Raw genomic sequence first — 20,415 nt, 5'->3', positions numbered from 1 at the left:
GTGTCGGGACGCTGGTTGTTGGTGGCGAGCGTGCTCGCCGCGGTCGTGGTGACGGTCGCGACGACCGCCCTGCTCGTCCTGGTCGACCCCAGGCAGCCGAAGGCGGAGGCGATCAAGACCGGCGGGTTGGCCGGCGGCGCGGTCGTGGCGCTGTACGCGCTGTGGCTCAACGACCGCCGGCGGCGCACCGAGGAGGCGCGGCACGACCTGGAGAGCGAGAAGGTCGCCGACGAGCGGTTCGCGCGGGCCGTCGAGCTGCTCGGCAACGAAGCCGACCAGGTCAGGGTGGGCGCCATGCACGTGCTCGCGAGCCTGGCCCACACCACGCCGCGCTACAAGCAGACCGTGCTGAGCGTGCTGTGCGCGTACCTGCGGCGGCCGTTCGAGCACGAGGCGATCGACGAGAAACCCGAAGACCCGGAGCAGGCCTTCTTCGGCAAGACGCGCAAGGTCGACCCGGCCCACGACCACGAGATGACCGTCCGGATGACCGCGCAACGGCTCATCACGGACATGCTGCCGTGGGGCGAGGACACCGACGACCTGCGGTACCACCTGGACCTGACCGGGGCGAAGCTCGTGCACTTCCGGCTGGAGGGCCGCCGGTTCGGCCGGCTGGTCGCCCGACGGGCGCAGTTCTACGGGATCACGCAGTTCGGGGAGGCCGAGCTGGGCAAGCCCGCGCTGTTCTCCGGCGCCACGTTCCACGGTCGGGTGAACTTCCGGGACGGGAGGTTCGAGGGCGGCATCTCGTTCCAGGACACCACGTTCAAGGGGGAGGTCAACGTCACGGGCGCGCAGGTCGGCACCTTCCTGCACGTGTCGCCGCAACCGCCGGCGCGGCTGGTCGGCACGCTGGAGGTGCTGGCGGGCACCGCGTTCCGCAACGACCCGGCGGGCTGGCCGCTAACCGGCGACGGGCAGCCCCCGGCCCGCCTCCAGGACCATGTCCAGCAGGACTGACGCCGCCGCGCTCACCGTCGGCGCGGTGACCACGGCGGTCTCGGCGGTCGGCGCGTCGACCAGCTCCACGAACCGCGCCCGGGTCTGCTTGGCCGCGAACGACGCCGGCACCAGCGCCACGCCGAGGCCGAAGCCGACGAAGTCCAGCAGCGAGTGCACGTCGTTGACCTCGACCGCCACCCTCCGGTCCACGCCGGCGGTGGCCAGCGCGCGGTCCACGTCGTCGCGCGTGCCCCAGTCGGGGTTGAAGTCGACGAACGGCTGACCGGCCAGCTCGGCCAGCCGCACGGACTCCCGTTCGGCGAACGGCAGCTCCGGCGCGCACGCCAGCACCAGCGGTTCACTCGACAGGGTGGACACCGACAGGTCATCGCCCACCCGCCCGGACGTGACGAACGCGAGGTCCAGCCGGCCGGCGCGGACCAGGTCCACCAGCTCGCCCGAGCCCGCCTGGCGCAACCGCAGCTCGACGCCGGGGTGCAGCTCGTGGAACCGGGCCAGCACGGCGGGCAGGTGCACGGCGTGCAGGCACTGGATGCTGCCGACGGCCAGCGTGCCGCGCAGCAGCCCCTGCACCGCGGCCACCGCGTCCCGCGCGGCGTCGATCGTGCCGAGCACGCGCCGCGCCTCGACCAGCAGCGCGCGGCCGGCCTGGGTCAGCTCGACCTGCCGGGTGCTGCGCACGAACAGCGGCGCGCCCAGCTCCACCTCCAGCGCCCGGATCGACGCGGAGAGCCCGGACTGGGCCACGTGCATGCGCCGGGCGGCACGGGTGAAGTGGCACTCCTCGGCCACGGCCACGAAGTACTCGAGCTGCCGGAGTTCCACGATTCATCACCCGTACTGCTGAATGGCATCAGCTTCTTCTGTTGGACAGCTTAATGCCTACCGCTCAAGCTGGGCGTGCACAAGGACGACACGAGGTCGCGGAGCGGCGGCGATCCGACACAGGAGGGATGCCCACCATGCTGACTCGCCGAATCGGAGGAGTCGAGGTCAGTGCCATCGGCCTGGGCGCGATGCCGATGTCGCTGGAGGGCCGACCCGATCGCGCCCAGGCGATCGGGACGATCCGCGCGGCGCTGGACAAGGGCGTCACGCTGATCGACACGGCGGACGCGTACTCGGCCGACGACCGCGACTTCGGGCACAACGAAGAGCTGATCGCCGAGGCGCTGAAGGGCGTGAACGGCGTCATGGTCGCCACCAAGGGCGGCCACACCCGCGTGCCCGGCGGCGGCTGGGAGGTCGACGGGCGGCCGGAGTACCTGAAGGCGGCGTGCGAGGCGTCGTTGCGCCGCCTCGGCGTGGACGCGATCGACCTCTACCAGTTCCACCGGCCCGACCCGGCGGTGCCGACCGCCGAGTCCGTCGGCGCGCTGGCCGAGCTGCTGGACGCGGGCAAGATCAAGCTCGCGGGCGTGTCCAACTTCAACCCCGCGCAGATCCGGGAAGCCGACGAGGTCCTGGGCGGCCGGCTGGCGAGCGTGCAGAACCAGTTCTCGCCCGCGTTCCGCGGAAGCGAGCCGGAACTGGAGCTGTGCGCCGAGCTGGACATCGCGTTCCTGCCGTGGAGCCCGTTGGGCGGCATGAGCGCGGCCGGGCAGCTGGGTGAGCGGTTCGGCGCGTTCGCCGAGGTCGGCCGGGCGCACGGGGTGAGCCCGCAGCAGGTGTGCCTGGCGTGGATGCTCGCCAAGGCGCCCCAGGTCGTGCCGATCCCGGGCTCGTCGCGGCCGGCGAGCATCGCCGACTCGGCCGACGCCGTGCACCTGCGGCTGTCGGAGGAGGAGCTGAAGCGCCTGGACGGGTGACTCCTGCGGATGCGGCGGCGGACGTCCGGCCTGACGATCTAGGCCGGACGTACCAGCACTGCCGACCGAATGGGGGCGTTGATGGCGGCGCACACCCGACTGCACAGCTTGATCACCCGACTGGGTGTCCTCACGATCACGTTGGCGGTCGTGCCGGCGCCCGTCGCCGACGCGCTGCCCGAAGGTTCCGCGGACCACTTCGCGGGCTCGCAGATCGCCAAGCACGAGGGCGGGAACCGCACCGCGCAGCACCGGCCGCGGACGGCGGACTCCGTGCCCGGCATGGACGTCAGCAGCCACCAGGGTGACGTCGACTGGGAGAAGGCGTGGGCGGACGGCGCGCGGTTCGCCTACGTCAAGGCCACCGAGGGCACCGGGTACCTCAACCCGCACTTCGCCCAGCAGTACGACGGTTCCCACGCCGTCGGCATGATCCGCGGCGCGTACCACTTCGCGCTGCCGGACCGGTCGGACGGCGCGACGCAGGCCGAGTTCTTCGCGGCCAACGGCGGCGGCTGGTCGCGGGACGGCAAGACGCTGCCCGGCGCGGTCGACCTGGAGTACAACCCGTACGGCGACACGTGCTACGGCCTGGACCAGGCCGGGATGGGCGCGTGGGTGCGCGCGTTCAGCGACCGCTTCGTGCAGCGGACCGGCAGGCACCCGACCATCTACACGTCCACGAGCTGGTGGAACCGGTGCGTCGGCGAGTCGGACCGGTTCGGCGACACGAGCCCGCTGTGGGTGGCGCACTACGCCGACGCGCTCGGGCCGCTGCCGCACGGGTGGGACTACCAGACGATCTGGCAGTGGCAGGCCGCCGGGGTGTTCCCCGGCGACCAGAACCTCTTCAACGGCAACGACGAACAGTTGCTCAGGGTGGCACTCGGGTAGCGCCGTTGCTCCGTTTTCGTGACTAATTCACAAGAACCCTGGTGAACTGGTTAGAGGTGCAGCACACTGCCCAACGAGTCAACTCCCTGCACTGACTCGAGGAGTCACCATGAACAACCTCGCACGTACCGCCACTGCTCTGGTGACCTGCGTCGGACTGGCCGTGCTCGGCTTGACCGGCACCGCGCAGGCCGCACCCGTCGTCGAAGACCACGCCATGGGCTCGCAGATCGCCAAGCACGAAGGCGGCGGCGGCCGGCGCATCGCCATCCCGACCGACCCGAGCGCCCAGGCCGTCGTGTACGGCATCGACGTCAGCGGGCACCAGGGCAACGTCGACTGGAACTACTGGTGGGGCCAGGGCAAGCGGTTCGCCTACGTCAAGGCGACCGAGAGCACCACCTACCGCAACCCGTACTTCGCCCAGCAGTACAACGGGTCCTACAACGTCGGCATGATCCGCGGCGCGTACCACTTCGCGCTGCCGGACCGGTCCGCCGGCGCCACCCAGGCCGACTACTTCGTCAACAACGGCGGCGGTTGGTCGCGGGACGGCAAGACCCTGCCCGGCGCGCTGGACATGGAGTACAACCCCTACGGCTCCACGTGCTACGGCCTGTCCAAGGCGAGCATGACGGCCTGGATCAAGTCGTTCAGCGACCGCTACCAGGCCCGCACCGGCCGCTGGCCGGTCATCTACACGTCCACGAGCTGGTGGAGCCAGTGCGTGAGCGGCGACTTCAGCTCCACCAACCCGCTGTGGGTCGCGCGCTACTCGTCCACCGTCGGCACCCTGCCGTACGCGTGGCCGTTCTACACGTTCTGGCAGTACTCGTCCTCGCCGATCGACCAGAACCAGTTCAACGGCGCCTACGACCGGCTCCAGGCACTGGCCAACGGCTGAGCACGAGGTGGCCGGCCGGGTACGCCCCGGCCGGCCACTCCCCGCTCAGTCGAACAGCGCCGGGAGGGTGCCCTCCCAGGCCTCGCGCAGCTCGGCCAGCGGCAGCGAGCCCAGCTCCTGGATCTCCAGCGCGTCGGACTCCGGGTCCACCACGCCGACCTTGCGCCACGGCAGGCCGCGCGCGGTGCACATGTCGGTGAACCGCAGCTCCTCCGTGCGCGGCACGGCCACCAGCACGCGGGCCGTCGACTCGCTGAACAGCGCGGTGAACTTGTCGCCCTCGAGGAACACCCGCGCGCCGACCTCGCCGATCAGGCAGGTCTCCACCAGCGCCTGCGCCAGGCCGCCGTCGGACAGGTCGTGCGCGGCGGACAGCATGCCGTCGCGCGAGCCGGCCACCAGCACCTCGCCGAGCAGCTTCTCCCGCGCCAGGTCCACCTTCGGCGGCAGGCCGCCCAGGTGCCCGTGCACGACGTGCGCCCACTCCGAGCCGCCGAACTCCGCGCGCGTCTCGCCGAGCAGCAGCAGCGTCTCGCCCGCCTCCGCGCCGATCCCCGTCGGGATGCGGCGGCGGACGTCGTCGATCACGCCGAGCACGCCCACCACCGGCGTCGGCAGGATCGCCGTCGAACCGGTCTGGTTGTAGAAGCTGACGTTGCCGCCGGTCACCGGGATGCCCAGCTCGACGCACCCGTCCGCGAGGCCCTTCACGGCCTGCTCGAACTGCCACATCACCGCCGGGTCCTCCGGCGAGCCGAAGTTCAGGCAGTTCGTGACCGCGACCGGCGTGGCGCCCGTGGTGGCCACGTTCCGGTACGCCTCGGCCAGCGCCAGCTGCGCGCCCGCGTACGGGTCCAGCTTGGTGTAGCGGCCGTTGCAGTCCGTGGACAGCGCCACGCCCCGGTTGGTCGACTCGTCGATCCGGATCATGCCCGAGTCGGCGGGCTGGGCGAGCACCGTGCCGCCGCGCACGTACCGGTCGTACTGCTGGGTCACCCACCGCTTCGACGCCAGGTTCGGCGACGCGGCCATGGACTTGATCAGCGGCAGCAGCTCGTCCTCGGTGGGACGGGCCAGCCGGTCCGGCACGTCGGCCTGCAGCGCGTCCTGGTCGGCCGGGCGCTCGATCGGCCGGTCGTACACCGGGCCCTCGTGCGCCACCGTGCGCGGCGGCACGTCCAGCACGACCTCGTCGTGCCAGGTGATCACCAGCCGGTCGCCCTCGGTGACCTCGCCGATCTCGGTCGCGATGACGTCCCACTTCGCGCAGACCGCCATGAACGCGTCCAGGTCCTCGGGCCGCACGACCGCGCACATGCGCTCCTGCGACTCGCTGGACAGGATCTCCGCCGGCGTCATGCCCGCGGCGCGCAGCGGCACCCGGTCCAGGTGCACGCGCATGCCGCCGTCACCGGCGCTGGCCAGCTCCGACGTCGCGCACGCCAGGCCCGCGCCGCCGAGGTCCTGGATGCCGACGACGATGCGCTCGGCGAACAGCTCCAGGCAGCACTCGATCAGCACCTTCTCGGTGAACGGGTCGCCGACCTGCACGCTGGGCAGCTTCTTGCGCTTGCCCGCCGTGTCGTCGAACGTCTCGCTCGCCAGCACGGACACGCCGCCGATGCCGTCCAGGCCCGTGCGGGCGCCGAACAGGATGACCTTGTTCCCGGTGCCGGAGGCGTGCGCCAGGTGCAGGTCCTCGACCCGCATCGCGCCCACGCACAGGGCGTTGACCAGCGGGTTGCCCGCGTAGGTCGCGTCGAACACGACCTCGCCGCCGATGTTGGGCAGGCCGAGGCAGTTGCCGTAGCCGCCGACGCCGGCCACGATGCCCGGCAGCACGCGGCGGGTGTCCGGCGCGTCGGCCGGGCCGAACCGCAGCGGGTCCATCACGGCCAGCGGACGCGCGCCCATCGCGAGGATGTCGCGCACGATGCCGCCCACGCCCGTCGCCGCGCCCTGGTACGGCTCGACGTAGGACGGGTGGTTGTGGCTCTCGGCCTTGAACGTGATCGCCCAGCCGTCGCCGATGTCGACCACGCCCGCGTTCTCGCCGATGCCCGCGAGCATCTTCGAGCGCATCTCGTCGGTGGTCGTCTCGGAGAAGTACTTCAGGTGCACCTTGGACGACTTGTAGGAGCAGTGCTCGCTCCACATCACCGAGTACATGGCCAGCTCGGCGTCCGTGGGGCGGCGGCCCAGGATGTCCTTGATGCGGGCGTACTCGTCGTCCTTCAGGCCCAGCTCCTTGTAGGGCTGCTCCTGGTCGGGCGTGCTCTCCGCGTGCTTGACGGTGTCGACGGTCATCAGGCCTTCACCACCGAGTCGACGAGGGACAGGAACATGCCGAGGCCGTCGTCGGTCGGCCCGGTGAGCGCGTCGATCGCGTGCTCCGGGTGCGGCATCAGGCCGACGACCCGGCCGTTGGCGCTGGTGATGCCCGCGATGTCGTTGCGCGAGCCGTTCGGGTTCTCGCCGACGTAGCGGAACACCACCCGGCCCTCGCCCTCCAGCTCGTCCAGCGTGGACCGGTCGGCCTGGTAGCCGCCCTCGCCGGACTTGAGCGGGACGAGGATCTCCGCGCCCTGGTCGTACCGGCCCGTCCAGGCGGTGGAGTTGTTCTCCACCTTCAGCCACTGGTCGCGGCACACGAAGTGCAGCTTGTGGTTGCGGATGAGCGCGCCGGGCAGCAGGTGCGCCTCGCAGAGGATCTGGAAGCCGTTGCAGATGCCCAGGACCGGCATGCCCTTCCTCGCCGCGTCCACGACTTCCTGCATGACCGGGGCGAACCGGGCGATCGCGCCGCAGCGCAGGTAGTCGCCGTAGGAGAACCCACCGGGCACGATGACCGCGTCCACGTCCTTCAGGTCGTGGTCGGCGTGCCAGAGCTTGACCGCCTCCCCGCCCGCATACCGGACCGCGCGCTCGGCGTCGACGTCGTCCAGCGTGCCGGGGAACGTGATGACCCCGACCCTCATGCCTCGACCCGCCTCACGACCCAGTCCTCGATCACGGGGTTGGCGAGGAAGGTCTCGGCGATCTTGGCGAGCGTGGCGTCGTCGACGTCGTCGGCGACCTCCAGCTCGAAGTGCTTGCCCTGGCGGACACTGGTGATTCCGTCGAACCCGAGGCGGGGCAGCGCGTTGGCCACCGCCTGTCCTTGCGGGTCGAGGATTTCGGGCTTCGGCATGACGTCGACGACGACTCGGGCCACGACAGGCTGCTCCAAGCTAGGAGGGCTGGCGGTACTCGCGGAGCCTACCTGACCTGTGTGTTCATCAACTTCGCACGTGGTGGGCAGCACACGTTCACCTCGAATCACCCGATCGTGATGCGGCGTTTCAGGGCCGGTTCCTGCTAACCTGATCGCAGCTTCGGCCCGTAAGCCGAGGAAGTGAGCGCGGTCCCCCTCCGGACGGTGGGCGGCCGCGCTTCGCGCTATCTAGGGCCAGTCGAGCCGGATCACCGAACCGATCACCGGTGCGACACGCCGAGCCCAATCACCACCGGCACCCTGGCACCAAGCGGCGATGTCCGCCAGCCAGAGCAGCGGTTCCTCCACGCTGGTGAGGTGCTCGTACACGAGTCCCGTTTCGCGAGCCCGCTTGCCCAGCGCGATGCGGATGGTCAGCTCGTCGTGGGCATTCCGCTCTTCACGACTGTCCAACACCAATCGCCTGCCCTCGAGGTCGAGCAGGTCGTTCGTCAGTCTCGCCAGGCACTCTTGCCGAGCGCGTTCCTCGCCTCGGCGGCAGCTTGCCCGGTAGATGTCGACCCGGACGCCCGACTCGGCGATCCTCGACAGCAGCAGTTTGCGCCGCGCCTGTTTCTCCTTGCAGAAGTGCAGTTCCCTCTGGCCCGGGAACAGCAGGCTGCGAAGCCCTGACCTCAAGCGCCTGAGATCTCCGGGCCGCACTATGGCCGCTGCCAGGTAGTACGTGTCGTTTCGCCGGGACTCGTCCACGAATGCGTGCACACTCACGGTGGTGGATCGGCACCGGATCGACACGACTGGAGCGAGTCCGCCCGAACGTGCGTTCGACGGGAGCCCTGGTACCACCGGCCAAGTCGGGCGTTCGCTGTGGGCGGACGTGGTGGCGGGCGGGCGGGTGGCACCGCAGGGTGGGGATCATGCGCATCCTGGTGCTCGGTGGGACGGTGTTCCTCAGCAAGGCGACGGCCGCCGAAGCGGTGCGGCGGGGGCACGAGGTGGTCTGCGCGGCACGCGGGGAGTCCGGCCGGGTGCCCGGCGGCGCGGTGCTCGTGCCGGTGGACCGGGACGTCGACCTGGGGCCGCTGGAGGGCGCGCACTTCGACGCCGTGGTGGACGTGGCCAAGATGTCGGTCACCTGGGTCCGCCGGGCGTTGAGATCGGTGACCGCCGAGCACTGGACGTTCGTCTCCAGCTGCTCCGTCTACGCCGACCACTCCGTCCCCGGCACCACGGCCACCCTGGACCCGCTGGAGGACGACCCCGACGCGCCGATGTCGTCCGACCGCTACGGCGCGATCAAGGTGGCCGGTGAGCACGCCGTCCGCGACGCCGTCGGCGACCGCGCCTTCATCGTCCGCGCCGGCCTCATCACCGGCCCCGGCGACCCGAGCGACCGGTTCGGGTACTGGCCGGGCCGGCTGTCCCGGGGCGGCCGGGTCGCCGTTCCCGACGCGCCCGACCAGCCGGCGCAGCACGTCGACGTGCGCGACCTCGCCGCCTGGATCGTGGACGCCGCCGAGCAGCGCACCACCGGCACCTACGACGCGATCGGGCCGGCCAACCCGTTGTCGCTGGTCCTGGGCGAGATCGCGGGCGCCGTGGCGCCGCCGGGCACCGTGCTGGTCCGCATACCCCAGCCCGTCCTCCAGCGGCACGAGGTCGAGCCGTGGGTGGGGCCGCGGTCCCTGCCGCTGTGGTTGCCGCCGACGCACCGGGCGATGATGTTCCGCGACGCGGGCCCCGCGCTGGCCGCCGGGCTGCGCGTCCGAGCCACGGCCGAGACGGCGGTGGACGCGTTGGCGTACGAACGGGCCCTCGGCCCCGACCGCGCCCGACGCGCCGGCCTGCCGCCGGAGGTGGAGGACGCGCTGCTGCACGACGTCGGCTGAGCGAGACGCGGGCCGGGTGACCGGAGTAGGACTCCCCTCGGGGAACGGAGAAGGAGCGCTCATGCTGATCGCCCACTTCGGGCACTCGTGCCTGCTGGTCGACACCGGCGCCGCCCGGCTGCTGTTCGACCCCGGCGCGTTCTCGTCGGGCTTCGAGGAGGTCGACGGCCTCGACGCGATCCTGATCACGCACGAGCACCGCGACCACGTCGACCCCGACAAGCTGGCGGCCGTCCGCGCGGCCAACCCCGGCGCGCGCCTGATCGCACCGTTCGACCTCGACGGCGCCGAGATCGTCGAGCCGGGTGCCGCCCTGGAGTTCAACGGCACCGTCGTCGACGTCCTCGACGCGCCGCACGAGGTCATCCACGACCGGATCGAACTGCCGGTGAACGTCGGCTACCTGGTCGACCACGGCGCGTTCTACCACCCCGGCGACTCGCTGACCGTGCCGGAGCAGCGCGTCGACGTCCTCGGCCTGCCCACCGCCGCGCCCTGGATGAAGGTCTCCGACGCGGCGCACTTCCTGGCCGAGGTCGGCCCGCGCAAGGCGGTGCCGATCCACGAGGCGATCCTGTCGCAGACCGAGATCTTCTACCGCGTCCTGGTCGGCACCGCGCCCGAGGGCGTCGAGGTCGTCGTGCTGCCCCGGGGCGAGGCGGTCGAGCTGTAGGTCGTGGGCGACGCGCCGTGGTGCAGCGCCAGGTCGACGGCCTCCAGCAGCACCTCGCGCGGCCCGAGCCGGTCCAGGTCCGCCGCGTCCACGCCGATCCGCACGAGCCCGCCGCGCCGAGCCGCCCGGCCGACGCCGAGCAGGTAGCTCCAGTGCTCGCCGACCATCCGCACCCGGCCCGGCCGCACGTCGCCGGTGCGCAGGTCGCGCACGCCCGCCATGTCGGCGCACACCGCGAACCGGTGCCGGCGCAGCGCGACCACCGTGCCCGGTGACGCCAGCCATCCCGGCGGCGCGAACAGGTCCGTGGCCAGCCCCAACCGGGCCACCGCGGCACGCGCGGCGACCAGCCGGAGGCCCGCTTCGTGCGCGGGCAGCGCGGAGAACTCGGCACGGCGGCGCAGCGACACGGCCCGGCGCGCCGGGTCCGGCTGGTGGTCGAAACCGTGCAGCACCAGGGCGTCACCGGCGGCGACCCGACCCAGCACCCAGTCCAACGCCGCGCCGGGCACGGCCTTGCGCGGCGCGAAGAGCAGCGACAACGGCACCCGACGCCGGTCGAGCTCGGCGGCGAGGTCGGCGCACCGGGCGAGCGTGCTCGGCCCGATGCCGGACAGCGAGACCACGAGTTCGGCGACCATGCCACCCAGTGCGCCGCACCTGCGTGTCGCCCGCTCTAAGACCAGGTGACGGCCGGGTGCGGAGCCGGCGAACTATTGCGCGCCGGTCTCCTCGGGGCTGGGCCAGTCCGCGAACGAACGGCCGGTGATCCGCTCGTACGCCTCCACGTACCGCGAGCGGGTGGCGGCCACGACGTCGTCGGGCAGCGGTGGCGGCGGGGTGTCGGACGCCCGGTCCCAGCCGGAGGCGGGCGAGGTCAGCCAGTCGCGCACGTACTGCTTGTCGAACGACGGCTGCACGCGCCCCGGCTCGTACCCCTCCAGCGGCCAGTACCGCGACGAGTCCGGCGTCAGCACCTCGTCGCCGAGCACCAGCGCGCCGGACCGGTCCAGCCCGAACTCGAACTTGGTGTCCGCCAGGATCACGCCGCGCGACCGGGCGTACTCGCGGGCCGCGCCGTAGACCTCCAGCGTCACGTCACGCAGCCGGGCCGCCGTCGAGGCGCCCACCTCCGCCTCGACGTGCGCGAACGACACGTTCTCGTCGTGCGCGCCCAGCTCGGCCTTGGTCGCCGGCGTGAAGATCGGCGGCGTCAGCTCCGAGGCCTCCACCAGCCCGGACGGCAGCTCGACGCCGCACACCGACCCGGTCTGCCGGTACTCGGCCATGCCAGACCCGGTCAGGTAGCCGCGCGCCACGCACTCCACCTGCACCATCTCCAGCCGCCGCACCAGCAGCGCCCGGCCGCGCACCTCGGCGGGGATGCGCGGGTCGTCCCACGCCACCAGGTGGTTGGGCGCCAAGTCCGCGAACTTCTCGAACCAGAACACGCTCATCGCGGTGAGCACCCGTCCCTTGTCCGGGATCGGAGTGGTCAGCACGTGGTCGTAGGCGGAGATCCGGTCGGAGGCCACGAACAGCAGCAGGTCCTCGTCCACCTCGTGGACCTGGCGGACCTTGCCTGCGGCGACCTGCCGGTAGTCAGCGAGCTTGGGCACCGCCGAAGCGTACTTGTGCCGGCTCCTGGGACGCCCTTCCCACCTGCGGCAAGATTCATCCCATGCGTGCACCCGGACTGATACTCGCCGTGACCGCCGCCCTCGCGGTCGCCTGCGCCCCCGCGGACGAGACCACGACGCCGACCAACCAGGTGGACGGCGTGGCCTGCACGAAGGACAAGCTGCCGACCCTCACCCCGGGCAAGATCACCTTCGGCACTGACCAGCCCGCGTACGAGCCGTGGTTCGTGGACGACGACCCGACCAACGGCAAGGGCTTCGAGTCCGCGATCGCCTACGCGCTGGCCGAGGAGCTGGGTTACGCGAAGACCGACGTGGTGTGGACGCGGGTGCCGTTCAACGCGGCCATCCAGCCGGGCCGCAAGACCTACGACATGGACCTGAACGAGTTCTCCATCACCGAGGAGCGCAAGCAGGCCGTCGACTTCTCCGCGCCGTACTACGACGTGGACCAGGCCGTGATCACGCTGAACTCCTCCAAGGCCGCGTCGGTGAAGACGCTGGCGGAGCTCAAGCGGGTCAAGATCGGCGCGCAGGTCGGCACGACCAGCTTCGACGCCGCCCAGCGGCTGCAGCCCGAGGAGGACGTCGCGGTCTACAACACCAACGACGACGCGAAGGCCGCGTTGCGGGCCGGGCAGATCGACGCGCTGGTGGTGGACCTGCCGACCGCGTTCTACATCACCTCGGCCGAGCTGGACGACGGCCTGATCGTCGGTCAGATCCCGGCGGGCGACGGCAAGCCCGAGCAGTTCGGCATCGTGCTGGACAAGGGCAGCCCGCTCACCGCGTGCGTCTCGACCGCGGTGCAGAACCTGCGCGCCGACGGCACGCTGACCAGGATCGAGCAGGAGTGGCTGTCGTCCGCGGGCACGGCACCCGAGCTGAAGTGACGAGCGAGCGGCAACGGGAGCGCTTGGCCTACAAGCGCTCCCGTGCGCGGCGGTCGACCCTGGTCGCCCTGCTGTCGACCACCGTGTTCGCCGTCGCGGTCGGGGTCACCGTCGCGGGCGCGCCGGGTTGGCCGCGCGTGCGGCAGTCGTTCTTCGACGTCGAGATCGCGTGGCGGTCGCTGCCCGCGATCCTCGAAGGGCTCTGGCTGAACCTGCGCGTGCTGGCGGTCTGCGGCGTGCTGATCCTGGTGCTGGCGCTGGTCGTGGCGACGCTGCGCACGCTGCCCGGCCCGGTGTGGTTCCCGCTGCGCGCGCTGGCCACGGTGTACGTGGACCTGTTCCGCGGGCTGCCGCTGATCATCCTGCTGTACCTGGTCGGGTTCGGCCTGCCCGCGTTGCGGCTGACCGGCGTGCCGAACGACTTCGTCGTGCTCGGCGGCGCGGCGCTCGTGCTCGCGTACACCGCGTACGTGGCCGAGGTGTTCCGCGCCGGCATCGAGTCGGTGCACCCGTCGCAGGTCGCGGCGGCCCGGTCGCTCGGCCTCGGTCCGCGCCAGACGTTGCGGCTGGTCGTGCTGCCGCAGGCCGTGCGGCGGGTCATGCCCGCGCTGCTCAACGACTTCGTGGCGCTGCAGAAGGACTGCGGGCTGATCTCCGTGCTCGGCGCGGTGGACGCGGTGCGCGCGGCGCAGATCGAGCACGCCCGGGCGTTCAACTTCACCCCGTACGTGGTGGCGGGGTTGTTGTTCGTGCTGCTCGCGGCGCCCACGGCGCGGTTCGCCGACGCCATGGGCCGCCGGCTGGAACGCCGTCAGGGGGGACGATGACCGATCCGGTGCTCAGCGTGCGCGGTGTCGTCAAGCGCTACGGCGACCGCACCGTGCTGGACGGGATCAGCCTCGACGTGCACGAGCACGAGGTCGTGACCGTGATCGGGTCGTCGGGGTCGGGCAAGTCGACCCTGCTGCGGTGCGTGAACCTGCTGGAGGAGCTGGACGACGGCCAGGTGCTGCTCGACGGCGTGGACGTGTCCGACCCCAGGGTGGACGCCGACGTGGCCCGGCGGGGCATGGGCATCGTGTTCCAGGCGTTCAACCTGTTCCCGCACATGAGCGTGCTGGACAACGTCACGCTCGCGCCGCGCGTGGTGCACGGCGTGCCGCGCGAGGAGGCGGAGCGCAACGCCCTCGACCTGCTCGACCGGGTCGGCCTCGCGGACCGCGCGCGCAGCTACCCGGAGCGGCTGTCCGGCGGGCAGCAGCAGCGGGTGGCGATCGCGCGTTCGTTGGCCTACTCGCCGCGGTTGCTGCTGCTGGACGAGATCACCAGCGCGTTGGACCCCGAACTCGTCGGCGAGGTGTTGTCGCTGGTCAGAGAACTGGCGGCGGGTGGGCGGACGATCCTGATGGCCACCCACGAGATGGGTTTCGCCCGGCAGGTCGCCGACCGCGTGGTGTTCCTCGACGGCGGCAGGCTGGTCGAGTCCGGACCGCCCGGCCAGGTGCTCGGCGAGCCGGTGCACCCGCGCACCCGGCAGTTCCTCCGGCGGATCATCGAGGCGGGCCGGCTCTAGGCCGCTCGGGAGACTCCACTTGGGGTATCGGACGAGTGACCCCTACTCTGCTTGGCGTGGTCCATCCGAAGGCATTTGTGGCGCCCGTCGCGGCGAGCGGCGGTCTGCTCCTGCTGCTTCTCACGGGCGCCTGCGCGAAGCCGTCGGCGAGCCCGGAGCCGGTGCTGCTCCCGACGGCGTCCAGCTCGGCTCCGGTGACCTCGATCCCGGCGGTCGCGAACATCTCCGTGCGCCCGGCGGCCACCACCACCACGCCGCCGCCACCGCCGCCACCTCCGACGGTCGCCGCGACGACCGCACCGCCGCCACCGGTGCAGGTCCAGCCGCCGGCCAGGCCGACGGCCGAGCCGACGACGACCCCGCCCCGGTTCGACCAGGTGGCCCTGGAGGGCTTCCCGTGCGACGAGGAGGGCGCGACGGCGGTCGACCCGGCGGGCCGTGCGCTGGTCTGCGAACCGAACCGCCGGGGGCGCCTCGTCTGGGATCGCGTTTGATTGCCGCTGCTCCGCAGACGGCGGCGAGGTCGCCGGGAAGTCGACCGTTCGCGCCCTGATTCCCGACGATCGAAAAGCGTGATCGCCGGGAATGAGGACGCGAACGACCGACGCGACCTCGCAGGAGGGGACGGGTCGGGTCAGGGCCGGTGGGGTGGTGAGGGCCGGTGGGGGTGGTTAGGGCTGGTGGGGGGTGAGGGCTAGAGGATGGGCTCGGGGACGTAGCCGGCTGCGGCCGGGTACTCCGCCAGCACGTCCTCGACCTGCCGGACCACGTCCGCGACCTGGTGCTCCGCCACGCCGGTGAACGACAGGCGGTCGGCCAGCAGGCCGTCCAGGGCGGCGCGGTCCAGCGGCAGGCGCTCGTCGGCGGCGAGCCGGTCCAGCAGGTCGTTCTCGGCCAGGCCCTGCTCGCGCATGGCCAGCGCCACCGCGACGGCGTGCTCCTTGATGGCCTCGTGCGCCGTCTCCCGGCCCACGCCCGCCCGCACCGCCGCCATCAGCACCTTGGTGGTCGCCAGGAACGGCAGGTAGCGGTCCAGTTCGCGCGCCACGACCGCCGGGTACGCGCCGAACTCGTCCAGCACCGTGATGAACGTCTCCAGCAGCCCGTCGAAGGCGAAGAACGCGTCCGGCAGCGCGACCCGGCGCACCACCGAGCACGACACGTCGCCCTCGTTCCACTGGTCGCCCGACAGCTCGCCGACCATCGACAGGTAGCCGCGCAGGATGACCGCGAAGCCGTTGACCCGCTCGCACGACCGGGTGTTCATCTTGTGCGGCATCGCGCTGGAGCCGACCTGGCCGGCCTTGAAGCCCTCGGTGACCAGCTCGTGGCCCGCCATCAGCCGGATCGTCTTGGCCAGCGACGACGGTCCCGCGGCCAGCTGCACGAGGGTCGAGACGACGTCGAAGTCCAGCGACCGCGGGTAGACCTGGCCGACGCTGGTCAGCACGGTGGTGAAGCCGAGGTGGCCCGCGACGCCCCGCTCCAGCTCGACCAGCTTGCCCCGGTCGCCGTCGAGCAGGTCGAGCATGTCCTGGGCGGTGCCGACCGGGCCCTTGACGCCGCGCAGCGGGTAGCGGGCGATCAGCTCGTCCAGCCGGCGGAACGCGGCCAGCAGCTCGTCCGCCGCGGTGGCGAAGCGCTTGCCGAGCGTGGTGGCCTGCGCGGCGACGTTGTGCGAGCGGCCGGCCATCACCAGGTCGGTGTGCTCGGCGGCACGGCGGGCGAGGCGCGCCAGGACGGCCGCCGTCTTGCCGCGCACGTGCTCCAGCGACCGCAGCACCTGCAGCTGCTCGACGTTCTCGGTGAGGTCGCGCGAGGTCATGCCCTTGTGCACGTGCTCGTGCCCGGCCAGCGCGTTGAACTCCTCGATGCGCGCCTTCACGTCGTGCCGGGTGACGCGCTCGCGCTCGGCGATGGACGCCAGGTCGACCTGCTCGACCACCCGCTCGTAGTCGGCGACGGCCTCGGCCGGCACCTCGATGCCGAGCTCTGCCTGCGCCTTCAGCACGGCGAGCCACAGCCGCCGCTCCAGCACGACCTTGTGCTCGGCGGACCACAGCGTGGCCAGCTCGGTGGAGGCGTAGCGACCGGCGAGGACATTGGCGATGCGGGGCTTGACCGTCACGTGACCAGCTTATTTCGCCCGGACGGGCGACCGGACGCCGGGGAGCGTCAGGACACGCCCAGCTTCGGGTCGGTGGCCAGCGACGCCAGCTGGTCGTAGGTCAGCAAGACCTTCTCCCGCCCGGCGACGTCCACCGGCGGCTGGTAGCCGAAACCCCTGACCTCCACCACCGAGCCGTCGAGGCGGAAGTGCGCCACGGCGTGCATGACGCCCTCCGGGTCCGGCAGGGCGGTCGTGCGCCAGGACGACATCACGGAGCTGCCGTCGCGCTGGCGGATCGGCCCCTCGCACCCGGCCTCGGCGCAGAACTCGTCCTGGGTCATCCCCGACCCGGGCGGGGCGACCCTCACCACCACCCTGCTGGTCCCCACATTGTCGACGAAGGTCAACCACGCGTAGACGTGCCTCGACGGGGAGTCGGTGGTCGCGGCGGCGTCGGCGGCCACCACCTTGACCTCCGGCGCGACCTCGGTGAACCTCTTGCGCAGGTACTCGAAGAGCTCGCTGTCGCCGCCCGTGAGGGGCTTGGTCGCGGCCGTGGTCGGCGGCTCGACCCCGGTCGGCTCCACGGTCGTGACCGGCGGTGGTGTGGTGGCCGGGACCTCGCTCGCCGACCCGGACGCGGTGGTGGTCAGCACCGCACCGCTCGCCGCGTCGACGCCCCGCCGCTGGTCGAGGACGCCGGGCAGGGCCAGCACGGTGCCGGTGAGGGCGAGCGTGGCCACCGCCACGGCCACCAGCGCGCGACGCCGCCTGCGCACGTGCTGGGCGCGTCGGATCAGCTCGTCGGCGTCGAACTCCAGCGGCGGCTCGTCACCGACCGCGGCCCGCAACCCCTCCCGCAGGTCTGCCTCGCTCATGACGCCACCACCGCCCCTCGCTCCAGTTCCTCCACCGCCACGCGCAGCGCCACGAGCCCGCGTGCCGTCTGGCTCTTGACCGTGCCCTCGGTGCACCCCATGGCCACCGCGACCTCGTTCACCGACAGGTCCTCGAAGTACCGCAGCACCAGCACGGCCCGCTGGCGCGGCGGCACCCGCAGCAACGCCGCGTGCACCAGGTCGCGCGCCCACAGCCGCTCGCCCGTCCGGTCCGGGTCCGCCGCCGCGTCGGCGACCTCGGGCACCTCGCCGTCGCGCTGCTCGGCCCGCCGCCACGGTCTGCGCTTCTCGTCCAGCCAGGTGCGCAGCAGCACCTTGCGGGCGTACCCCGACGCGTTGTCGCGCCACTCGATCCGGTGCCACGCCTGGTACAGCTTGAGCAGGCTGGCCTGCATCAGGTCCTCGGCCGTGTGCCAGTCGCCGCAGAACAGGTACGCCGTGCGCCGCAACGAAGCGGCGTGGCTCACCGCGAACTCACGGAAGCCCTGCTCTTCGGCCTTGCGCATGCGATCCGGTCCCCTTCCGCCCCCCGCCCCCTTGCACGCGTGGGGCGTCAGCGGGGTTGCATCGCCTTGCCGAGCATCCGCCGGGCGGCCGCCCTGGGGTCCGGGCTGATCTCGATGAGCGCGTTCACCACGGCGCCGTCGACCAGCGCGATCAGCTCTTCGACGCGTTCCCGGCTGACCGGCTGACCGGCGCGGGCGAAGATGTCGAACAGCAGGGAGTGCAGCTCGCCGGACATCCTGCGCATCAACGGCCGCAGGTAGGGCCGCCTGCCCGTGGCGACGAGGCGTTCGTAGCGCAGCAGGACGGCTTCGGCGTCGCGGTCGCCGGACGGCCCGAGCAGCAGGTCGAGCACGAGCTCGACGAACGCGTCGCCGCCGCACTCGCGCGGGTCCAGCTCGTCCAGCCTGGCCTTGCCGTAGGCCAGCTCGGCGTTGCCCTGGAACTCCAGGGCCGCGGTCACCAGGTCGTCGAGCGAGTCGAAGTAGTACGTGGTGGAGGCCAGCGGCAGGCCCGCGCGCTCGGCGACGGCGCGGTGCCGGATCGCGTCGAAGCCGCCGTCGACCAGGAGGCCGGCGGCGGCTTCGACCAGCGCCTGGCGCCGGCGTTCGCCCTTCGGCGTTGCGGCTGTCATTGCAGGAAAGGTACTAGTGCCCGCCGCCGGCCAGGTTGAGACCGATGACGCCGCTGACGATGAGGCCGATGGAGACGAGCTTGACCGTGCTGACGCCGTCGCCGAGCCAGATCATGCCGATCACGGCGGTGAGCGCCGCGCCGATCCCGGTCCACACCGCGTACGCCGGTCCGGCGGGCAGCTGCTTCATGGCCCACGCCAGGCCGGCGAAGCTGACCAGCGCGAACACCGCGAACACCACCGTCCACCACAGCCTGCTGAAGCCGTCGGACAGCTTCAGCGCGACCGCCCAGCCGGCCTCGAAGAAGCCGGACACGATGAGCACGGCCCACGCCATGACGACCACCTCCCAAATCTGGCACTAACGTACCAGATTTGTGGTACGCCAGTACTACAGTGGTCGGTGATCCTGATCTCCGCGACCTCAGAACCGGGCGGCGAGCCGTTCGGCGAGCTTCGCCAGGTCGTCCGTCAGCGGACCTTCCGACGAACCCTGCTCCGGCCGGCTCAGCACGAACAGCCGCCGGCCGTCGGACGTCTCGGCGCTCGCGTACGCCCGCGAGTCGGCCGCCACCTGTTCGTAAGTGCCCGACGGCGCGAGCACCACGGACACCGTGCCGTGGACGTCGCCGTCGCGCACGAGGAAGCTCGCGCCCCGGGCGTCGGTCGGGCAGTCCGCCACGGCGGGCGCGGCCTGGTCGGCGTTGGCGACCGAGAGCTCGTCGGCGAGGGCGACGGCGAGCTCCCGGTCCACCTCAACGCACCCGCGTTGGGCGCTGCCGGTCGCGGTGCGACCGGCGCTCCCCCATGGCTCGTCCCCCTGCGTAGACGGGTCATCGGGGATGCTCTCGGGCGGGTTTCCACCGCTGCGCCCCGGTGGCGTGTCCTTCGACAGCACCTCCGGCTCGCCCGCGCTGAAAGGAGTGACGTTAGGGGACGAAGCCCGGTCAGCGGAACCCGCGGCGGACGTATCGCCGCTCGTGGTGCCCAGAAGGTTCGCGGAGACGGCCAGTCCGCCGAGCACGAGCACCAGCGCCATGGCGGAACCGACCGCGAGGGCCGACCTGCGCCGCGCCGTCGCCCGCGCCGAGGCGGACCGGACGGCACCCACGTCGAAGGACGCGGGCGGCACGTCCCGGGCCGCGTCGCGGAACAGCTCGCCGAGCTTCTGCTCGTCCACCTACCTCCTCCTCCCGCTCACGACGCCGGCCGCAAGTCGTCGATCGTGTCGCCCAACGCGTCGCGGAGGGCTTCCAGTCCCCTCGAGGTCTGGCTCTTCACCGTGCCTTCGGAACACCCGAGCGCCTCGGCCGTCGCCGCGACGTCCAGGCCCTCCAGGAACCTCAGCACGAGCACCGCCCGCTGCCTCGGCGGCACCCGCCGCAAGCCCGCGACCAGCGCCTCGCGCGTCGCCACCGAGTCGGCCACCTCGCCGTCGCCCGAGGGCCGCTCCGGGACCTCGTCCACGAAGCGCTCCCGCCGCCACGGCCGGCGCGACTCGTCGATCACCGCGCGCACCAGGCTCCGGCGGACGTAGGCGTCCAGGGCCTGCTTGTCCCGGACCTTGCGCCACCTGCGGTGCAACGCGACGAACGCGGTCTGCGCGAAGTCGTCCGCCCGGTGCCAGTCACCACAGAGCAGGAACGCCGTTCGGCGCACGGCCTCCCGGCGAGCCACGAAGTACTCCGCGAACTCCTGCTCGTCGCGCTGATCCACGCGGACTCTCTCCGCTCGTCGTGCTTGCACTTACCGGACGGAACCGACGGCGCCAACGGTTGCACGCCGGTTCACCGAGACTTGCGTCACCCCCATCG

General features: G+C 72.0%; 24 protein-coding genes. 10 read left to right on the top strand and 14 right to left on the bottom strand.

Going from position 1 to position 20,415, the window contains the following annotated elements; translation table 11 throughout:
- Window positions 1–963 (top strand): pentapeptide repeat-containing protein, encoded by a 963-nt coding sequence (locus tag ACZ7GX_RS02210; RefSeq protein WP_498771854.1) that lies wholly within the window; start codon window positions 1–3, stop codon window positions 961–963.
- Here ACZ7GX_RS02210 and ACZ7GX_RS02205 read toward each other — a convergent pair.
- Complete coding sequence (locus ACZ7GX_RS02205) at window positions 907–1,791, bottom strand: LysR family transcriptional regulator (RefSeq protein ID WP_498771852.1); 885 nt, start codon at window positions 1,789–1,791, stop codon at window positions 907–909. The two genes, ACZ7GX_RS02210 and ACZ7GX_RS02205, sit on opposite strands and share 57 nt — an antisense overlap.
- A 137-nt stretch (window positions 1,792–1,928) precedes the next feature.
- Between ACZ7GX_RS02205 and ACZ7GX_RS02200 the strand changes: the two genes are divergently transcribed.
- The 3 genes from ACZ7GX_RS02200 to ACZ7GX_RS02190 all read left to right on the top strand — a co-directional run bounded on the left by ACZ7GX_RS02200 (window position 1,929) and on the right by ACZ7GX_RS02190 (window position 4,572).
- Window positions 1,929–2,774, top strand: a complete 846-nt coding sequence (locus ACZ7GX_RS02200; RefSeq protein WP_498771850.1) for an aldo/keto reductase — start codon at window positions 1,929–1,931, stop codon at window positions 2,772–2,774.
- 81 nt (window positions 2,775–2,855) lie between these two features.
- Window positions 2,856–3,668 (top strand): lysozyme, encoded by an 813-nt coding sequence (locus ACZ7GX_RS02195; protein ID WP_498771848.1) that lies wholly within the window; start codon window positions 2,856–2,858, stop codon window positions 3,666–3,668.
- Between the two features lie 109 nt (window positions 3,669–3,777).
- Complete coding sequence (locus tag ACZ7GX_RS02190; RefSeq protein WP_498771846.1) at window positions 3,778–4,572, top strand: lysozyme; 795 nt, start codon at window positions 3,778–3,780, stop codon at window positions 4,570–4,572.
- Window positions 4,573–4,617: 45 nt separating this feature from the next.
- Here ACZ7GX_RS02190 and purL read toward each other — a convergent pair whose 3' ends face one another.
- The 4 genes from purL to ACZ7GX_RS02170 all read right to left on the bottom strand — a co-directional run bounded on the left by purL (window position 4,618) and on the right by ACZ7GX_RS02170 (window position 8,548).
- Window positions 4,618–6,879, bottom strand: a complete 2,262-nt coding sequence (purL, locus tag ACZ7GX_RS02185) for a phosphoribosylformylglycinamidine synthase subunit PurL (protein WP_498771844.1) — start codon at window positions 6,877–6,879, stop codon at window positions 4,618–4,620.
- A complete protein-coding gene (purQ, locus tag ACZ7GX_RS02180) occupies window positions 6,879–7,550 on the bottom strand; it encodes a phosphoribosylformylglycinamidine synthase subunit PurQ (RefSeq protein ID WP_498771842.1) in 672 nt (223 codons plus the stop codon). The genes purL and purQ overlap by 1 nt, the downstream gene beginning before the upstream one ends.
- Complete coding sequence (gene purS, locus ACZ7GX_RS02175) at window positions 7,547–7,786, bottom strand: phosphoribosylformylglycinamidine synthase subunit PurS (RefSeq protein WP_033428368.1); 240 nt, start codon at window positions 7,784–7,786, stop codon at window positions 7,547–7,549. The genes purQ and purS overlap by 4 nt, the downstream gene beginning before the upstream one ends.
- 228 nt (window positions 7,787–8,014) lie before the next feature.
- Window positions 8,015–8,548 carry a DUF3800 domain-containing protein gene (locus ACZ7GX_RS02170; protein WP_498771840.1) on the bottom strand — a complete coding sequence of 178 codons (534 nt, stop codon included), beginning with the start codon at window positions 8,546–8,548 and terminating at the stop codon, window positions 8,015–8,017.
- Between the two features lie 155 nt (window positions 8,549–8,703).
- Here ACZ7GX_RS02170 and ACZ7GX_RS02165 point away from each other — a divergent pair, with 155 nt between their 5' ends.
- Together ACZ7GX_RS02165 and ACZ7GX_RS02160 are read left to right on the top strand one after the other, a co-directional pair.
- Window positions 8,704–9,675: an NAD-dependent epimerase/dehydratase family protein gene (locus tag ACZ7GX_RS02165; RefSeq protein ID WP_498771838.1), complete on the top strand. Its 972-nt coding sequence runs from the start codon at window positions 8,704–8,706 to the stop codon at window positions 9,673–9,675.
- 61 nt (window positions 9,676–9,736) lie between these two features.
- The gene (locus tag ACZ7GX_RS02160) at window positions 9,737–10,348 is read left to right on the top strand and encodes an MBL fold metallo-hydrolase (protein WP_498771836.1); all 612 of its coding nucleotides are present in this window, start codon (window positions 9,737–9,739) and stop codon (window positions 10,346–10,348) included.
- Here the strand turns inward: ACZ7GX_RS02160 and ACZ7GX_RS02155 are convergent.
- Both ACZ7GX_RS02155 and ACZ7GX_RS02150 read right to left on the bottom strand, forming a co-directional pair.
- Complete coding sequence (locus tag ACZ7GX_RS02155) at window positions 10,270–10,989, bottom strand: DUF2334 domain-containing protein (RefSeq protein ID WP_498771834.1); 720 nt, start codon at window positions 10,987–10,989, stop codon at window positions 10,270–10,272. The genes ACZ7GX_RS02160 and ACZ7GX_RS02155 overlap by 79 nt on opposite strands.
- A 72-nt stretch (window positions 10,990–11,061) precedes the next feature.
- On the bottom strand, window positions 11,062–11,967 hold the full coding sequence (locus ACZ7GX_RS02150) for a phosphoribosylaminoimidazolesuccinocarboxamide synthase (RefSeq protein WP_498771832.1): 906 nt from the start codon (window positions 11,965–11,967) through the stop codon (window positions 11,062–11,064).
- A gap of 62 nt (window positions 11,968–12,029) precedes the next feature.
- On the opposite strand from ACZ7GX_RS02150, the gene ACZ7GX_RS02145 reads away from it, so the two are divergent.
- From ACZ7GX_RS02145 to ACZ7GX_RS02130, 4 genes are read left to right on the top strand one after another with little or no spacing between them, the layout of a single operon-like run.
- Window positions 12,030–12,881 carry an ABC transporter substrate-binding protein gene (locus tag ACZ7GX_RS02145; protein ID WP_498771830.1) on the top strand — a complete coding sequence of 284 codons (852 nt, stop codon included), beginning with the start codon at window positions 12,030–12,032 and terminating at the stop codon, window positions 12,879–12,881.
- A complete protein-coding gene (locus ACZ7GX_RS02140) occupies window positions 12,878–13,708 on the top strand; it encodes an amino acid ABC transporter permease (protein ID WP_498771828.1) in 831 nt (276 codons plus the stop codon). The genes ACZ7GX_RS02145 and ACZ7GX_RS02140 overlap by 4 nt, the downstream gene beginning before the upstream one ends.
- Window positions 13,705–14,454 carry an amino acid ABC transporter ATP-binding protein gene (locus ACZ7GX_RS02135; protein ID WP_498771825.1) on the top strand — a complete coding sequence of 250 codons (750 nt, stop codon included), beginning with the start codon at window positions 13,705–13,707 and terminating at the stop codon, window positions 14,452–14,454. The genes ACZ7GX_RS02140 and ACZ7GX_RS02135 overlap by 4 nt, the downstream gene beginning before the upstream one ends.
- A gap of 56 nt (window positions 14,455–14,510) precedes the next feature.
- Window positions 14,511–14,948: a hypothetical protein gene (locus ACZ7GX_RS02130; protein ID WP_498771823.1), complete on the top strand. Its 438-nt coding sequence runs from the start codon at window positions 14,511–14,513 to the stop codon at window positions 14,946–14,948.
- A 200-nt stretch (window positions 14,949–15,148) separates the two neighbouring features.
- On the opposite strand, the gene purB is transcribed toward ACZ7GX_RS02130, so the two are convergent.
- The 7 genes from purB to ACZ7GX_RS02095 form a co-directional block, all read right to left on the bottom strand.
- Window positions 15,149–16,582: an adenylosuccinate lyase gene (gene purB / locus ACZ7GX_RS02125; RefSeq protein WP_498771821.1), complete on the bottom strand. Its 1,434-nt coding sequence runs from the start codon at window positions 16,580–16,582 to the stop codon at window positions 15,149–15,151.
- A 47-nt stretch (window positions 16,583–16,629) separates the two neighbouring features.
- Window positions 16,630–17,442, bottom strand: a complete 813-nt coding sequence (locus ACZ7GX_RS02120) for a hypothetical protein (protein WP_498771819.1) — start codon at window positions 17,440–17,442, stop codon at window positions 16,630–16,632.
- Window positions 17,439–17,969: an RNA polymerase sigma factor gene (locus ACZ7GX_RS02115; RefSeq protein WP_498771817.1), complete on the bottom strand. Its 531-nt coding sequence runs from the start codon at window positions 17,967–17,969 to the stop codon at window positions 17,439–17,441. Before ACZ7GX_RS02115 ends, ACZ7GX_RS02120 begins: the two co-directional genes overlap by 4 nt.
- 47 nt (window positions 17,970–18,016) lie before the next feature.
- Window positions 18,017–18,601 (bottom strand): TetR/AcrR family transcriptional regulator, encoded by a 585-nt coding sequence (locus ACZ7GX_RS02110; protein ID WP_498771814.1) that lies wholly within the window; start codon window positions 18,599–18,601, stop codon window positions 18,017–18,019.
- A 13-nt stretch (window positions 18,602–18,614) separates the two neighbouring features.
- The gene (locus ACZ7GX_RS02105) at window positions 18,615–18,938 is read right to left on the bottom strand and encodes a DMT family transporter (protein ID WP_498771812.1); all 324 of its coding nucleotides are present in this window, start codon (window positions 18,936–18,938) and stop codon (window positions 18,615–18,617) included.
- 87 nt (window positions 18,939–19,025) lie between these two features.
- Window positions 19,026–19,781: a hypothetical protein gene (locus tag ACZ7GX_RS02100; RefSeq protein ID WP_498771810.1), complete on the bottom strand. Its 756-nt coding sequence runs from the start codon at window positions 19,779–19,781 to the stop codon at window positions 19,026–19,028.
- A gap of 17 nt (window positions 19,782–19,798) precedes the next feature.
- Window positions 19,799–20,317: a SigE family RNA polymerase sigma factor gene (locus ACZ7GX_RS02095; RefSeq protein WP_498771808.1), complete on the bottom strand. Its 519-nt coding sequence runs from the start codon at window positions 20,315–20,317 to the stop codon at window positions 19,799–19,801.
- Window positions 20,318–20,415 lie beyond the last annotated feature (98 nt).

Source organism: Actinosynnema sp. NPDC037264 (assembly GCF_055603705.1).
Note: the sequence above shows the minus strand (reverse complement) of the source record. Positions and strands in the feature narration are given on the sequence as shown.